Origin of the sequence: Lysinibacillus sp. OF-1 (assembly GCF_028356935.1) — a bacterium.
In the GTDB taxonomy this organism is placed as follows: Bacteria; Bacillota; Bacilli; order Bacillales_A; family Planococcaceae; genus Lysinibacillus; species Lysinibacillus fusiformis_D.
Window position 1 is genome coordinate 1,039,136 of the sequence record NZ_CP102798.1, and the last position, 15,476, is coordinate 1,054,611.

Below are 15,476 nucleotides of genomic sequence, written 5' to 3' on the forward strand. Positions count from 1 at the left end.
ATGACGTCTATAATTTTTATGGGGACACCTGACTTCTCAGCACCTATTTTGCGTATGCTACATGATGAAGGATACGATATTAAAGCAGTTGTGACACAGCCAGATCGTCCAGTTGGGCGAAAGCGTGTATTGACACCACCACCTGTGAAGGCTGCAGCTTTGGAACTTGGCTTACCAATTATTCAACCAGAAAAATTGCGCGGCTCTGAAGAGTTACAACAAATTCTTGCTCTACAGCCAGATTTAGTGATAACAGCAGCTTTTGGACAAATACTACCAAAGGAGCTATTAGATGCTCCTGCTTTTGGCTGCATTAATGTTCATGCCTCACTACTTCCAAAATACCGTGGAGGCGCTCCTATTCATCAAGCTATTATAGATGGCGAGAAAGAGACTGGGGTAACCATTATGTATATGGCAGAAAAGCTTGATGCTGGAGATATTATCTCTCAAAGAGCGATTCCTATTGAAGAAAACGACTATACAGGTGGCCTTTTTGAAAAGCTAAGCATAGTGGGTTGTGAGCTCCTAAAAGAGACACTTCCTTCTATTATAAATGGTACAAATAGCCGAACAGTCCAAGATGAAGCACTTGTTACCTTCGCCAGCAATATTTCGAGAGAGCAAGAACGCATCGATTGGACAAACGATGCTGCTACTTTATACAATCAAGTACGTGGTCTTCATCCGTGGCCGGTTGCTTATACAACTTTTGAGGATGGTAATTTTAAAGTATGGTGGGCAGCTATTGGTAAATGCAAGCATGAGACGAATCCAGGTACAGTTGTAGCGATTGAGAAAGATCATTTTGAAGTAGCAGCTGGCAACGGTACAACTTTAGCATTATATGACGTGCAGCCAGCTGGCAAGAAGCGTATGACCGCAGAGGAGTATTTACGTGGTACAGGTTCTAAATTACAGATTGGGGACCAATTTAAATGAGTAAAAAAAGTGTAGTGATTTGGGATGGAAATGTGCGAGATGCTGCATTATCTATTCTATTAGCAGTTGATAAAAACCAAGCATATAGCAACTTATTGCTAAACGAAACAATTAAACGACATAAAATTGAGGCGAAAGATCGTGCCTTATTAACTGAAATTACGTATGGAACTTTACAGCATAAAATGACGCTTGATTTTTATTTAGAGCCTTTTATTCGTGGGTCAGTCGATCATTGGGTACGTTGGTTATTAAGAATATCGTTGTATCAAATTCATTATTTAACTCGTATCCCACCACATGCTGCTGTAAATGAAGCAGTGGAAATTGCCAAGCGTAGAGGGCATCGTGGTATTGCTTCGACGGTGAATGGGATTTTAAGATCGGTGTTACGTAGCGGCGTTCCTTCTACAGAGGATATAGCAGATCCAATGGAGCGACTTGCTATTGAAACAAGCCATCCCGAGTGGTTAGTGCAACGATTTGTAGCAAACTACGGTTTAGAGCTAGCAACAGCAATGTTGCATGAAAACAATGTGCCAGCTATGCAAACAGTGCGTGTGAATACAACAAAAACAACGGTTAAACAGGCTATTGCTGAACTAGAGGAAGAAGGATTAACAGTACAGCAAAGTGATTTAATGCCTGAATGTTTACGTGTAACCAATGGTCAACCTGCACGTACAAAAGTATTTAAAGAAGGTCACATTACTATCCAAGATGAAAGTTCAATGATACCTGCTAAAGTGTTAAATCCATCTCCTGGCATGCGTGTCCTTGATATGTGTGCAGCCCCGGGTGGAAAAACAACACATTTAGCCGAAATAATGAAAAATGAAGGATCTATTTTAGCGACAGACCTTCATCCACATAAATTAGATTTAATCGACCATAATACAGAACGTCTAGGGCTTGATATTGTTGAAACAGCCCCAATTGATGGACGGAAAGCACCAGAATTTTTACAAGCAGCGTCTTTTGATGCTATTTTAGTTGATGCACCATGTAGTGGGCTAGGGGTTATGCGACGTAAGCCCGATATTAAATATACAAAGCGAGAAGAAGATTTAGAAAATCTACAAAAAATCCAATTAGCTTTACTTGAGGCAGCAACTAAAGTATTGAAAACAGATGGAAAGCTTGTGTACAGTACTTGTACAGTCGATCTACAAGAAAATGAAGGCACAGTTCATGCCTTTTTAACAGCGCATCCAGAAATGGAAGCAATACAACTAGAGTCTTTACCAACAAAATTAGCGGAAAAGCAAGCTAATGGCATGCTTCAAGTCTTTCCACAAGACTTTGGCAGTGACGGTTTCTTCGTTGCCGCCTTTCGTAAAAAAGGAGAATCCAACTAATGGTGGATCAAGAGAAATTTAATGAACGTATTAACGATTTAGTTGATGAAGCGGAAGACAAGCCCGTCCGACGTGTCAAGAAAGAAAAACCAAATTTAAAAGAATCTATTTATTCTTTACAGCCATATCAGTTAGAAGAATGGTTAACAGAAAACGGTGAAAAACCTTTCCGTGCTACTCAAATTTTTGACTGGCTGTATAATAAACGTGTAAAGACATTTGAAGAAATGTCGAACCTTTCAAAGGGATTGCGTGATAAGTTAACAGCCAATTTTGCGTTAACAACACTATCAACCATTATTAAGCAAGAATCTAAAGATGGTACCATTAAATTTTTATTTCAATTGCAAGATGGCTATTCAATCGAAACCGTATTAATGCGCCATGAATATGGCAACTCTGTTTGTGTAACAACACAAGTAGGATGTCGAATCGGCTGTACATTTTGTGCTTCCACTTTAGGTGGTTTGAAGCGACATCTACTAGCAGGAGAAATCGTGGAGCAAGTTGTCAAAGTGCAGCAGACTTTAGATGAAGTGGGCGAGCGAGTATCGCATATTGTCATTATGGGTATTGGCGAACCTTTCGATAACTATGATGCGATGATGAACTTCTTAAAAGTAATCAACCATGAAAAAGGGTTAAATATCGGTGCACGTCATATTACTGTATCAACATCAGGGATTGTTCCAAAAATTTATCAGTTTGCAGATGAACAATTACAAATTAACTTCGCCGTGTCACTACACGCACCAAACCAAGAGGCACGTCAAAAGCTAATGCCAATTGCTCGTGCATACAAATTGGATGAATTAATGGAGGCTGTTCGTTACTATACTAAAAAAACAGGGCGACGAGTGAGTTTTGAGTATGGATTGATGTCTGGTGAAAATGATTCAGTGGAAATTGCAGAGGAGTTATCGGCATTAATTAAAGGAATTAAATGTCACGTTAACTTGATTCCTGTCAACTACGTACCAGAACGTGATTATGTTCGTACGTCTCGTAGTCAAATTTTTGCTTTTGAAAAAACCTTAAAGAAAAATGGGATTAACGTAACGATCCGCCGAGAGCAAGGCTCAGATATCGCAGCTGCGTGTGGTCAATTACGTGCTCAAGAGAGATCTGAAGAAACGAGGTGACCAGTGTTGGAATACACAGTCGAAAGTGATATTGGTTTAAAACGATCAATTAATGAAGACCGTGCTGCATTTTTTAAACGTCCTGACGGGCTTGCACTAGCACTTGTGGCGGACGGCATGGGTGGTCATAATGCTGGTGATGTAGCAAGTGATATGGCAATTAAACAGATGGAATCCTTTTTTTTACAGGCAGACGCACATCATTTTGTATCAACAACATCAAAAAAAGAATGGTTATTGCACACAGTTAAGCAATTGAATAAAACGATATATGACTATTCTTTATCACATGAAGACTGTAAAGGAATGGGCACGACGTTTATTGCGGTGTTAATAGAAGAGTATCATTGCTTCATTGCACATGTTGGGGATAGTCGTGTGTATTATTTCTTTGAAGATGGTGCACAACAAATAACAAGAGATCATTCATATGTAAATGTACTGGTAGAAAATGGCGAAATAAGTGAAGAAGAAGCTTTGACACACCCAAAGAAAAATTTCATTTTAAAAGCTGTTGGAACAGAGGAAACGCTAGAGCCAGACTTTTATGAAGTAGATTTAGCATCAGAATCGTATTTACTCATTTGTTCAGATGGCTTAAGCAATAAACTCACTGTCTATGAAATGGCTTCAATTATAACGTATCCAGATGCCATTGAAGAAAAAGGACGTAAGCTTGTAGAATTGGCAAATGCCAGCGGGGGAGAAGACAATATCTCCCTCGTGCTACTAACAAAAAAGGATGAGGAGGTGTAAGAATGCTTGTAGGTAAAAGAATTAGTGACCGTTATAAAATTTTGCAGCTCATTGGTGGCGGAGGTATGTCCAATGTTTATTTAGCGCACGATATGATATTAAACCGTGATGTAGCCATAAAAATATTACGCTATGATTTTTCCAATGAGGATGAATTACATCGACGTTTTCAACGTGAGGCACTGTCTGCTACAAGTCTTACACATCCAAATATTGTTAGTGTTTATGATGTAGGGGACGATGGCGATCTACATTATATCGTGATGGAATATGTTCAAGGAAAAACGTTAAAGCAGTACATACAAGAATTTGCACCAATTTCTCCTGCTAGAAGTGTGCATATTATGAAACAATTAACGTCTGCCATTGCAAATGCCCATGAAAATCATATTATCCACCGTGATATTAAGCCGCAAAATATTTTAATGGATGCGGAGGGGAATGTAAAAATAACTGATTTTGGTATTGCCATGACGTTAAGTGCTACATCGTTTACACAAACAAATTCAGTGTTAGGTACGGTGCATTATTTATCGCCTGAGCAAGCCCGAGGCGGGACGGCTACTAATAAATCAGATATTTATGCACTTGGCATTGTGCTATATGAATTATTAACAGGTGAATTACCATTTTCTGGAGAATCAGCGGTTTCCATTGCACTCAAGCATTTACAAACAGAAACACCTTCTGTTCGTGCTTTTGATGCAACCATTCCTCAAAGTTTGGAAAATGTGGTGCTGAAGGCTACGGCTAAAGATGCTTCCCATCGTTATAATACAGTGGAAGAAATATATGATGATTTGGAAACAGTCTTATCACCAACACGAGTAAACGAACCAAAATTTGTCATACCTGTTGATAATGATACGACGAAAGCTATACCAATTATTAAAGAGCCTGTTCATAAAAAAGGCGAAGATTTAACCCAAACGAGAGTTATGGAACCGATTATGGAAGTGAAAACACCATCTCAAGCAAAGCCTAAAAAAACTGTTGAAAAACCAGCTCCTGTTAAGGGAAAGAAGAAAAATTGGCCAAAGTATGTTGCTGGATTATTGATTGCTGTGATTGTCATCTTCCTATTCTTTTTATTTGCAACAGATTCGTTTAGCCCGAAAAAGATTTCTGTACCTGATGTGACAAATTTAACTGTGGAAGAAGCTACAAAAAAATTAGAAGCAGAGGGGTTTGTTGTTGGTGAGGAGCATCAGGAGCGGAACCATGAGGAAATTGAGAAAGGTAAGATCATTGAAACAGATCCAGCAAAAAATTCATTGCGTACAAAAGGCACAGAGATTGATTTAATCGTCAGCTTAGGTGTGGAAATGACGACTGTAGATAATTATGTTGGACAGAATTATAGTCAAGTGGAAGCTTTAATAAAAGGAAAGTATAAAGAAGTACTAAAAGAGGATGTCCCTTCTAATGAACCAGAAGGAAGAATCATTGAGCAAAGTATACCCCCAAATACTGAAGTTGTTGCGAAGGAAGAAACAATTACGTTTAAAGTAAGCCAAGGGGTTAGAATGATAAGGCTTGAAAACCTCAATAATTATACAAAAGCGGATATGGATGACTATGTGAGGAGAGTTGGCCTTAATTGGCGTATTTCACGTGAAGAATATCATGAGTCGATTCCTGCGGGCAGTGTGATATCACAATTGACAAAAGCGGGTACTATGGTGGAAGAAGGTTCCTTCATATCCGTTGTGATCAGTAAAGGACCAGCGAAAAAGCCTGATAAACCACTGGTCATACCTGTAGTCATTGAGTATAAACCTACAGAAGAGGGTATAGCTCAAAACATTCGCATTGAAATTCAAGATAAAAATCATACATTTTCTGAACCAGTAGAGTTTCCAATTTTAGATGATACACCTTACAATATACAGCTTGTTATTGAAGAAGGCAAAGATGCAAGTTATAGAATTATCCGTGACTCAGAAATAATCTTAGAAGACAAAGTTAAATATGAGGATGTCAATTAAGGAGGAATTGGATGGCGCAAGGCCAAATAAGAAAAGCATTAAGCGGTTATTATTATGTTTATGATGGTCATCAACTTATTCAATGTCGAGGACGTGGGGTCTTTCGCAATCGCGGAGAATCCCCGCTTGTTGGTGATATTGTAGAATATTCAACGGAAACAGAAGGATCGGATGGTACCATTCAAAAGATTTTGGAGCGTCAAAATGAATTAGTTCGTCCGCCAATTGCCAATATTGATCAAGGTATTTTAGTATTTTCCGTAAAAGAACCTAATTTCAATACCATTTTATTGGATCGCTTTTTAGTTGTTTTAGAATCATTCCATGTACATCCTATTATTTGTTTAACAAAAATGGATTTGCTGGAAAATGATAAACGTGAGGAATTACAGCAATATATCGTCGATTATCAAAACATGGGCTATACGGTTTTACAAACCTATAAAGATGAAGAAGAATTAGTTGAACGCCTACAGCCTATTTTAAAAGGAAAAACCACTGTATTAGCAGGTCAATCTGGTGTTGGAAAATCAACTTTGCTGAATACACTAATTCCTGAATTAAACTTAAAAACAGGCATCATTTCTCAAAGCTTAGGGCGAGGAAAACATACTACTCGTCATGTCGAGCTTATTGAGGTCTGTGATGGTTTATTGGCAGATACTCCTGGATTCAGTTCTTTTGATTTTGATGAAATTGATAAAGAGGAATTAGGCGCATGTTTTCCTGAAATGGTCAGAGTGGCGGATGATTGTAAATTTAGAGGCTGTTTACACTTGAAAGAGCCAAAATGTGCAGTAAAGGCAGCAGTAGAAACGGGAGAAATTCGTGACTACCGCTACAAGCATTATGAACAATTTATGCAAGAAATTATGGATCGAAAGCCGAGGTATTAATGATGATACAAATAGCACCATCAATTTTAGCAGCAAATTTTGCAAAATTAGGGGAAGAAGTAAAAGAAGTAGAGCAAGCAGGTGCAACACTGATTCATATTGATGTCATGGATGGTCACTTTGTACCGAATATTTCATTTGGCTCAATCGTATTGGATGCTATCCGTCCATTAACGAATTTACCGTTAGATGTACATTTAATGATTGAAAATCCAGATCAGTATATTGAACAATTTGCAAAAGCTGGTGCAGATTATATTACAGTGCATGTTGAAGCATGTCGTCATTTACACCGAACAATACAATTAATTCGTTCGTATGGTGTAAAGGCTGGCGTAGTATTAAATCCACATACACCAATAGAGTCGATTCAACACATTTTAGAAGATATCGATATGGTATTGTTGATGACTGTTAATCCAGGCTTCGGTGGACAAAAATTTATTCATTCTGTTGTACCTAAAATTGAAGCATTATCGGCAATTATTAAAGAGCGGGGTCTAGAGATTGCCATTGAAATTGATGGTGGTATTACTGCTGAAACGATTGTTCCATGTGCACAGGCTGGAGCGACGATTTTTGTGGCAGGATCAGCTATTTATAGTAAAGAAGATCGAACAGCTGCACTCCAAGAGATTTTAGCGGCTGGTGAGGCAGCGATTAAGAGATGACGATAGTCGTTGTTTGTGCAGGTGGTCCAAAACAAGAGCTTTGCTCATTTTCATCGTTTCAACAACAGGATGTAGTATTTATTGGAGCAGATCGTGGTGCTTTATATTTACTGGAGCATGGGATTACCCCTCATGCCATTGTTGGTGATTTTGATTCCTTAACAGATGAGGAATATCAATTTGTGATGGCACAAACCAATGACCAACAACGTTTTCAGGAAGAGAAAAATGAAACAGACACGGATTTAGCTTTGCTTAAAGCCTATACTTATGCACCTCAAGAAATTGTCCTAACAGGTGTTACAGGTGGGCGCTTAGATCATTATGAGGCAGCGGTTCGTTCCATTTATCGACTCCAAAAAGAGCATCCTCAAATTGAGCTGAAGATTATTAATCATGCAAATATGTTGCAATTTTTATTACCTGGTACGCATACTATTTTTGCAGATGATCGATACCGATACTTGTCTTTTTTTGCTCATGAGGAACCGATTCAAAATGTGACATTACGGCAAGTAAAATATGAAACAACGAATGAGGAAATCTCTTTAGGAACATCACGATTTACAAGTAATGAAATAATAGGAACTTCAGGGTCTATATCTTTCTCGCATGGCATATGTTTAATGATAAGAAGCATAGATTAGCGTAAGGGGGAGAGAGTCCTGAAAGTATATACGTTCCAGCTGCCGAAATTCGTGAGTAGTATCACGCGTACGTGTATTAACCTATTTAAAAAAGATAAGAAAGTAAAAAAATCCGACTAATGTTAGTCGGATTTTTTACGTTAAGTATATTGAATACTGTAAAAAGAAAAAAATCGATTTGCGCCCAATGCGAAATCGATTTTTTAGAAGCGGCGATTAAACGCGCTCGATTTTACCTGATTTTAATGCACGAGCAGAAACCCATACACGTTTTGGTTTACCGTCAACTAAGATACGAACTTTTTGAAGGTTAGCACCCCAAGTACGTTTGTTAGCGTTCATAGCGTGGGAACGGTTGTTACCAGTACGAGCTTTACGTCCAGTGATTACACATTGTTTTGGCATGTTGTATTCCCTCCTTACTGTTGATGCTGAAAGATTATTATTTCAGTTCGGTATTTCACATACCATAATAATTTAACATACGATGGCGTTCAGTGCAATAGTTTTCACATATCCTTTCAAGAAAAAAACCTTTACAGGCAAAAATCAGTTAGTAAAAGAAGGGAAACTTAAGAAAAGAAGTATTACTACCCTTTTCCACGATAACCAAGTTTTGTCGATACACGTTTACCAGTATCAACTAAGCGCTCAATTAATGTATTAATATGATCTTGAGAGACATTAAAATTCACAAAGCCGATGCTCACTGCACCTATCACTTCACCAAAACCATCTTGTACAGATACCGCAATGGAGGAAGTACCAGCAGTTCGTTCTCCATGACTTATTGCATAGCCCTGCTGTCGGATGTTTTGAAGTTGTCCTTCTAATTCAGCAATTTCGTCTTTCGTTATTAGCTGTTCCAAAATTTCTTTTGACTGAGTGTCAGGCATAGAAGCAAGAATGGCTTTATTGGCTGCGCCAATATGCATAGGTATGCGAATGCCAAGTTGGTCATAAATACGAATCGGATTTGCAGCACTGTCTATTCTTTCTATAATAATTGTATCTAAACCAGCAGGCTTACTTAAATAGACACTTTCTTCAACTTCTCTTGCTAAGCGTTCTAATTCAGGCCTAATTTTACTAATATAATCCATCGTGTCATATACCTGTAAGCCAAGTTCCATCCATATTGTTCCGAGGCGATAATGCTTAGTCTGCTCATCCTGTTCAATCATACCTTGTTTAATCATGGCTTTTAAAATTCTATGTAAAGTACTTAGTGGTAAATCGCATTTTGTAGAAAGCTCTGAAATAGACAAGCTACGGTCATTTGCTTCAGATGCTAAAACCTTCGCAATCGTCATAGCTCGCTCTAATAATTGCATTTGCCCCACCTCCCTTCCTCCTATTTTATTTTTATTCTCCAATTACGTCTAGTTCCAATATTTTCGAGCGAATAGATGTCTATACAAAGATGTGTAAAATGAATCCTCGTACAATTGTTTTTCAATGGATAAATCAAATTTAGATTAAAGGAAAAATAAAAAGTTTTCTAAATATATTGACAGTATAGCATAAAACGAATATATTTTTCATATAAACTTTCCTCTTAACGGAAACGTTTTCCACTACACGGAAAAGGGGTGAAGGGAATGCATTATTGTTCATCAATGTATGCACCTTTGAAACACGTTATAGTAAAACATCCGAAAGATGCTTTCCGAAGCCAGGCACATCTTAGCGATGAATGGAAAACATTTAACTATTTATCTGAGCCTAACTATGAAGAAGCGCTAAGAGAATATGCTGAATTTATTAGGATTCTTGAAAAGTATGTTGATACGATTGATTATTTGCCTGCTAATGATGAAGTAGGGTTAGATTCGCTTTATGCACATGATCCAGTTAAATTCACACCAAATGGCGCCATTATACTGAAATCTGGCAAAAAATTGAGACAGCCAGAAGCAGCAGTATATAAGGCCTTTTTACAGGAGAAAGGTATTCCAATCATTGGGGAACTAACAGGAGAGGCGGTATCAGATGGTGGAGATCTTGTTTGGTTAGATGATCGAACACTCGTTGTAGGTAGAGGTTATCGTACAAATGATGAAGCTATCCATCAATTAAAGGAAATGACAGCGGATATGGTGGATGAGTTTATTGTTGTGCAGCTACCCCATGACTTAGGTGAAGCTGAGTGTTTACATTTAATGTCTTTCATAAGTATGGTAGATCGAGATTTAGCTGTTGTACATTCACGTTTAATGCCAGTATTTTTCCGACAACTGCTTATCGAGCGAGGTATCCAATTAATAGAAGTACCGAAGGATGAGTATGATGCACTGGGCTGTAATGTCTTGGCGCTTGCACCAAGAGTGTGCGTTATTCCTGAAGGGAACAAAGTAACAAAACAACAGCTACTTGATGCTAGTGCAACAGTGTTTGAATATAAAGGTGATGAAATTACTGTTAAAGGAACAGGTGGGCCAACATGCCTAACTTGTCCAGTAGTAAGAGGATAAAGGAGACGAAAATTATGTTTAAAAATGTTATTGTTAAAAATCCAGGAAATAGTTTTGTAAACGGTTTAACAACTAGTGATTTAGGTAAACCCATTTTAGAAAAATTGTTTGAACAGCATGAAAAGTATATAGATGCTTTGAAAAAATGTGGCGTTGAGGTTACACAATTACCAGCAAATGAAGCATTCCCAGATTCAACATTTGTAGAAGATACGGCAGTATTAACATCTGAATTTGCTATTATCTCAAACCCTGGAGCAGCTGCTCGTAATCGTGAAATCGAAGATATTGAACCAGCAGTGAAACCATTCTTTGAAAAAATTTACTATATTAAAGGCTCTGGAACGCTTGATGGTGGAGATGTATTACAAGCAGAGAAGAAATTTTACGTAGGGATCTCAGACCGTACAAATGAAGAAGGCGCACAGCAATTTAAAAAAATTGTTGAGCAAGAAGGCTATGAAGCGACTATTATTCCATTAAAAGAGTTCTTCCATTTAAAAACAGGGGTTGCCTATGTTGGGGATAATCGTATGGTGGTAGCTGGTGAGTTTGTCGATCACCCTGCATTTGAATCTTATGATAAAATCGTGATTCCTAAAGAAGATGAATATTCTGCTAACTGTATTCAAGTAAATGATTATATTATTATTCCAGCTGGCTACCCAGAAACAAATCGTAAATTACAAAATCTTGGCTATCAAACTATTGAACTTGAGATGTCTGAGTTTAGAAAACACGATGGTGGCTTAAGTTGTTTATCATTACGTTTTTAAGACATGCTAACATTGCCCAATCAATTTAAAAGGGAAAATTGATTGGGTACTTTTATTCTTTGATTATCTGAATATTTACACTATATGGGAAGTAGGGATGGATGTTGAATAAAGGGGATCAGCTTCACAACAATCAATTAAATCGATCGATGAAAAGCCGTCACTTATTAATGCTTTCACTTGGGGGTGTTATTGGAACGGGCTTATTTTTAAATGTTGGCTATACCATTAATCAAGCAGGACCAGGTGGTGCTCTAATTGGTTACTTGTTTGGTGGCCTAATTTTGTTTATGGTCATGAACTGTCTTGGGGAATTGGCTGTTTATATGCCAGTTACAGGCTCCTTCCAAACATACGCTACACGTTTCATTAGTCCTTCAGCTGGTTTTTCATTAGGCTGGATGTATTTTGTCGGGTCTGCCGCCACAGCTGGTGTTGAATTTACAGCTGCTGGGATTTTAATGCAACATTGGTTTCCAACTGTACCAATATGGATTTGGTGTGCTGTGTTTATGGTTCTTTTATTTGTCTTAAATGCTTTAACAACAAAGGGCTTCGCTGAAGCAGAGTTCTGGTTTGCTAGTATCAAAGTTGTTGCAGTCATAGCATTTATCATTATAGGTGGTGCGGCCATTTTCGGATTAATTCCATTAGCAGATCGTCCAACGCCACATCTGACAAATTTAGCACCTACTGGTTTATTCCCAGCAGGTATTTCTATTATTTTTGTCACAATGATGAATGTTATTTTCTCTTATCAGGGATCAGAGCTTGTTGGTATTGCAGCAGGTGAAACCGAGAACCCTGAAAAAAATATTCCAAGAGCGATTCGTACTATTCTTTTTAGAATTATAGTCTTTTATATTGCCTCCATTATTGTATTATCGGCGATATTCCCAGCATCAGAGCTTGGTCTTGTAGAGAGTCCATTTGTAACGTTGATGAATATAGCAGGTGTTCCATATGCAGCTAGTATCATGAATTTTGTTATATTAACGGCTATTTTATCAGTCGGCAATTCATGTCTGTATGCGTCAACACGTTTATTATTCTCTATGTCACAAGAGGGAATGGCACCTAAGTTATTTGGTCGATTGACTAAAAATAAAGTGCCTTTAAATGCGCTCATTTTTACAATGGCTTTCTCACTATTATCCTTATTAACAAGTGTAATGGAAGCTGATGCAGTATTTGTGTTACTCATGTCGGTGGCCGGAATCTCTGTCACAATCTCATGGATGGGGATTTGTGCTTCTCAACTAATGTTCCGCTATCGTTATGTAAAGTCTGGAGGAAATTTGGCTGATTTAAAATTTAAAACACCTCTATTTCCTTTAATACCTGTATTTTGTATTATCTTTTGTGTATTTATTTTAGTATTTTTAGCGTTTGATCCAACGCAAAGAATCGGTTTACTGTACGGGATTGGCTTCTTTATTGCCTGTATGATTTTTTATCAATTGAAATTAAAAAATGCAACAACGACAGATAGTAAAAGTGAAGAGTCACTAGAAATTCGTTAACCAAAAATTTAACGAATTGAGGCTAAAGGAGAGTTTGTATGAATAATTATATGTGGAATACACCTGAAAAACTGCGAGCATTGCTATGTGAAATTGTCAGTTGGGAAAGCAGGACATTGACAAAGGGTGAAAATGACTTTGCCTATAAATTAAAAGATAAATTGTTAACGCTTCCATATTTTGAAAAACATCCAGAGCTTATTGAATTACATGATGCAGGGCTTGGAAGAAATGCTGTTTCGGCATTTTATAAGCACCCAACAGCAACAGAAACAGTGGTGTTAATCAGTCACTTCGATACAGTGCATACGGAGGAATATGGAGAACTAGAGCCACTAGCTTTTTATCCAGAGGAATTAACAAAAAAACTGATGGAGTCTAAATACAAAGAAGATTTACCAGAAGCGGCTAGAATTGATTTGGAGTCAGGTAATTATTTATTTGGTCGTGGCACAATGGATATGAAAATGGGACTTGCTTTACATATGCAGCTCATTGAAAAGGCAAGCTTTGAACAATGGCCAATTAATTTGATTTTAACTACTGTACCTGATGAGGAAGTAAACTCTGCTGGAATGCGAGCTGCTGTTGTGGAGCTTGTGAGACTTCGTGAACAACATGGGCTAACCTATAAATTATTTTTAAATAGTGAACCTTCCTTTTCGCAAGGGCCATCTGATACAAATGAATATATCTATTCAGGTACTATAGGGAAAATAATGCCAGCTGCTTTATTTTATGGCAAAGAGACGCATGTTGGCGAACCTTTAAAGGGCATGACCGCTAACTTTATTGCTTCTTATATGACACAGTACATGGAGTGGAATCCTCTTTTCCGTGAAACAGATTTGGGAGAAAGTACGCCACTGCCAGTTTCTTTACAATTAAAAGATTTAAAAATGGAGTATTCTACACAAACACCATATCGTGCGGCTGCACTGTACAATGTATTTTTATTAAAACGTACAGCTGCAGAAGTAATGGCTATCTTTGAACAAGTGGCATTACAAGCCATGGCTGCTTGTAATGAGCAATACCAAAAAGTTTGCACCCGAGAAAAAGTACAAGGGGTAGGGAATGTACAGGTTTTGCGATATGAGGCATTGTTGGAGCATGCTATCCATAAATTGGGTGAGGAGGAAGTGCGAACGATCAAACAGCAAGTTCTTCAGCATCACGCATGGGACGATCGTGAAAAATCTATACGTATTGTTGATCAGCTCATGATTCGTTGTCAGGAATTAGCACCAGCAACAGTTTTGCTATATGCACCACCTTATTATCCAGCAATTAATTCATCCAATCATCCACTTGTTATTCAATCGATTGAATTGATGAAGAAAACGGCTCAAACATTTGCTATTGAGGTGGAGCAGATTCATTATTTTAACGGGATTTGTGATTTAAGTTATGTTAACTACACAGATGATTCAAACGAGTGGTTAGCATTCGAACGTAACACACCTGTATGGGGAGATACGTATAGTATTCCGTTTAAAGAAATGTCTGCATTACAGGGGCCTGTATTAAATGTCGGTCCCTTTGGCAAAGATGCACACCAAAAAACAGAAAGACTGCATGTGGATAGTGCCTTTAAAGAAATGCCTGTTATGATCGACAAGCTTATTAAAAGTCTTTTTTAGTCAAATAAATTTTAAAATATTGAACTGAATATAATATAAACAAAGTTGATGCTATAAAAGTATCAACTTTTCATCTTGTTGAAAAAAGGTGATGTCAATAGCAGAAAAAGAACCTTTCGCAAGGCGAGGGGTTGATTTCCGTTCCGCCAGACTCCTTTCCAGGGGGCGTCCGACGAGCCGCTTCACTCACTGCGTTTCGCTCCAGGGTCTCACCTGCTAATTCCCCTAGGAGTGACGCTGGCTCCACTCCAATCTATACTAGCCGAAGCGATCAAAATAGCTCATTATTTGTATAATTAAAGAAAAGAGGCTCTTCAATGTGGAGAAGTGATGAGTGACAACACCTCTACATAAAATGAGTAGTGAACATCTACATTTTATTTGAAAACCTTTGCTAAAAAGAAACATTGGCGTGGAAGGCTACTTGACTCCCTTGGGATAGCGAGACAGGCAAGCAATAGCCTGTAACGGAAATCCATTTTCACCTTTCACAAAAATTCTATGGATGGTTTTGTTTTTCAACACTATGCAAAGTTGATGCTATAAAAGTATCAACTTTTTTATTTATCAAAAAAATTTCGACCTACTTGTATTTTTCATTCTTTAGACGATACATATAGAACATTATATAACTGAAAGCGGACAATAGGAGCGAGTATT

General features: G+C 37.8%; 15 protein-coding genes. 13 read left to right on the forward strand and 2 right to left on the reverse strand.

Going from position 1 to position 15,476, the window contains the following annotated elements:
- The 9 genes from fmt to spoVM are packed head-to-tail and all read left to right on the forward strand — an operon-like array spanning window position 1 to window position 8,520.
- On the forward strand, window positions 1-942 hold the full coding sequence (fmt, locus tag NV349_RS04825) for a methionyl-tRNA formyltransferase (RefSeq protein WP_036124932.1): 942 nt from the start codon (window positions 1-3) through the stop codon (window positions 940-942).
- Entirely contained in the window at window positions 939-2,300 is a 1,362-nt protein-coding gene (rsmB, locus tag NV349_RS04830) for a 16S rRNA (cytosine(967)-C(5))-methyltransferase RsmB (RefSeq protein ID WP_036124929.1), read from the forward strand. Before fmt ends, rsmB begins: the two co-directional genes overlap by 4 nt.
- A complete protein-coding gene (rlmN, locus tag NV349_RS04835) occupies window positions 2,300-3,442 on the forward strand; it encodes a dual-specificity RNA methyltransferase RlmN (RefSeq protein ID WP_036124927.1) in 1,143 nt (380 codons plus the stop codon). The genes rsmB and rlmN overlap by 1 nt, the downstream gene beginning before the upstream one ends.
- A gap of 6 nt (window positions 3,443-3,448) precedes the next feature.
- Window positions 3,449-4,198: a Stp1/IreP family PP2C-type Ser/Thr phosphatase gene (locus NV349_RS04840; RefSeq protein WP_058843486.1), complete on the forward strand. Its 750-nt coding sequence runs from the start codon at window positions 3,449-3,451 to the stop codon at window positions 4,196-4,198.
- A gap of 2 nt (window positions 4,199-4,200) precedes the next feature.
- Window positions 4,201-6,186, forward strand: a complete 1,986-nt coding sequence (pknB, locus tag NV349_RS04845) for a Stk1 family PASTA domain-containing Ser/Thr kinase (RefSeq protein WP_271912497.1) — start codon at window positions 4,201-4,203, stop codon at window positions 6,184-6,186.
- Between the two features lie 11 nt (window positions 6,187-6,197).
- The gene (gene rsgA, locus NV349_RS04850) at window positions 6,198-7,082 is read left to right on the forward strand and encodes a ribosome small subunit-dependent GTPase A (RefSeq protein WP_036124921.1); all 885 of its coding nucleotides are present in this window, start codon (window positions 6,198-6,200) and stop codon (window positions 7,080-7,082) included.
- A gap of 2 nt (window positions 7,083-7,084) precedes the next feature.
- Window positions 7,085-7,753 (forward strand): ribulose-phosphate 3-epimerase, encoded by a 669-nt coding sequence (gene rpe, locus NV349_RS04855; protein WP_058843488.1) that lies wholly within the window; start codon window positions 7,085-7,087, stop codon window positions 7,751-7,753.
- Window positions 7,750-8,400: a thiamine diphosphokinase gene (locus NV349_RS04860; RefSeq protein ID WP_089931984.1), complete on the forward strand. Its 651-nt coding sequence runs from the start codon at window positions 7,750-7,752 to the stop codon at window positions 8,398-8,400. The genes rpe and NV349_RS04860 overlap by 4 nt, the downstream gene beginning before the upstream one ends.
- 18 nt (window positions 8,401-8,418) lie before the next feature.
- Window positions 8,419-8,520 (forward strand): stage V sporulation protein SpoVM, encoded by a 102-nt coding sequence (gene spoVM / locus NV349_RS04865; protein ID WP_099805045.1) that lies wholly within the window; start codon window positions 8,419-8,421, stop codon window positions 8,518-8,520.
- A 96-nt stretch (window positions 8,521-8,616) separates the two neighbouring features.
- On the opposite strand, the gene rpmB is transcribed toward spoVM, so the two are convergent.
- Entirely contained in the window at window positions 8,617-8,805 is a 189-nt protein-coding gene (gene rpmB / locus NV349_RS04870; RefSeq protein ID WP_004227417.1) for a 50S ribosomal protein L28, read from the reverse strand.
- Between the two features lie 185 nt (window positions 8,806-8,990).
- Window positions 8,991-9,734 (reverse strand): IclR family transcriptional regulator, encoded by a 744-nt coding sequence (locus NV349_RS04875; protein WP_058843516.1) that lies wholly within the window; start codon window positions 9,732-9,734, stop codon window positions 8,991-8,993.
- 267 nt (window positions 9,735-10,001) lie between these two features.
- On the opposite strand from NV349_RS04875, the gene NV349_RS04880 reads away from it, so the two are divergent.
- The 4 genes from NV349_RS04880 to NV349_RS04895 all read left to right on the forward strand — a co-directional run bounded on the left by NV349_RS04880 (window position 10,002) and on the right by NV349_RS04895 (window position 14,816).
- Window positions 10,002-10,874, forward strand: coding sequence for a dimethylarginine dimethylaminohydrolase family protein (locus NV349_RS04880; protein ID WP_089931986.1), 873 nt, complete (start codon window positions 10,002-10,004; stop codon window positions 10,872-10,874).
- A gap of 14 nt (window positions 10,875-10,888) precedes the next feature.
- Window positions 10,889-11,650: a dimethylarginine dimethylaminohydrolase family protein gene (locus NV349_RS04885; RefSeq protein WP_036124824.1), complete on the forward strand. Its 762-nt coding sequence runs from the start codon at window positions 10,889-10,891 to the stop codon at window positions 11,648-11,650.
- A 101-nt stretch (window positions 11,651-11,751) separates the two neighbouring features.
- Entirely contained in the window at window positions 11,752-13,173 is a 1,422-nt protein-coding gene (locus tag NV349_RS04890; protein ID WP_036124822.1) for an amino acid permease, read from the forward strand.
- Window positions 13,174-13,211: 38 nt separating this feature from the next.
- Complete coding sequence (locus NV349_RS04895; protein WP_271912501.1) at window positions 13,212-14,816, forward strand: M20/M25/M40 family metallo-hydrolase; 1,605 nt, start codon at window positions 13,212-13,214, stop codon at window positions 14,814-14,816.
- Window positions 14,817-15,476: the final 660 nt, after the last annotated feature.

Bases quoted from the DNA above. Each gene is read 5' to 3' on its own strand.
- fmt (WP_036124932.1), top strand. From the start codon at position 1: ATGACGTCTATAATTTTTATGGGGACACCTGACTTCTCAGCACCTATT.
- rsmB (WP_036124929.1), top strand. From the start codon at position 939: ATGAGTAAAAAAAGTGTAGTGATTTGGGATGGAAATGTGCGAGATGCT.
- rlmN (WP_036124927.1), top strand. From the start codon at position 2,300: ATGGTGGATCAAGAGAAATTTAATGAACGTATTAACGATTTAGTTGAT.
- pknB (WP_271912497.1), top strand. From the start codon at position 4,201: ATGCTTGTAGGTAAAAGAATTAGTGACCGTTATAAAATTTTGCAGCTC.
- rsgA (WP_036124921.1), top strand. From the start codon at position 6,198: ATGGCGCAAGGCCAAATAAGAAAAGCATTAAGCGGTTATTATTATGTT.
- rpe (WP_058843488.1), top strand. From the start codon at position 7,085: ATGATACAAATAGCACCATCAATTTTAGCAGCAAATTTTGCAAAATTA.
- NV349_RS04860 (WP_089931984.1), top strand. From the start codon at position 7,750: ATGACGATAGTCGTTGTTTGTGCAGGTGGTCCAAAACAAGAGCTTTGC.
- rpmB (WP_004227417.1), bottom strand. From the start codon at position 8,805: ATGCCAAAACAATGTGTAATCACTGGACGTAAAGCTCGTACTGGTAAC.
- NV349_RS04875 (WP_058843516.1), bottom strand. From the start codon at position 9,734: ATGCAATTATTAGAGCGAGCTATGACGATTGCGAAGGTTTTAGCATCT.
- NV349_RS04880 (WP_089931986.1), top strand. From the start codon at position 10,002: ATGCATTATTGTTCATCAATGTATGCACCTTTGAAACACGTTATAGTA.
- NV349_RS04885 (WP_036124824.1), top strand. From the start codon at position 10,889: ATGTTTAAAAATGTTATTGTTAAAAATCCAGGAAATAGTTTTGTAAAC.
- NV349_RS04890 (WP_036124822.1), top strand. From the start codon at position 11,752: ATGTTGAATAAAGGGGATCAGCTTCACAACAATCAATTAAATCGATCG.
- NV349_RS04895 (WP_271912501.1), top strand. From the start codon at position 13,212: ATGAATAATTATATGTGGAATACACCTGAAAAACTGCGAGCATTGCTA.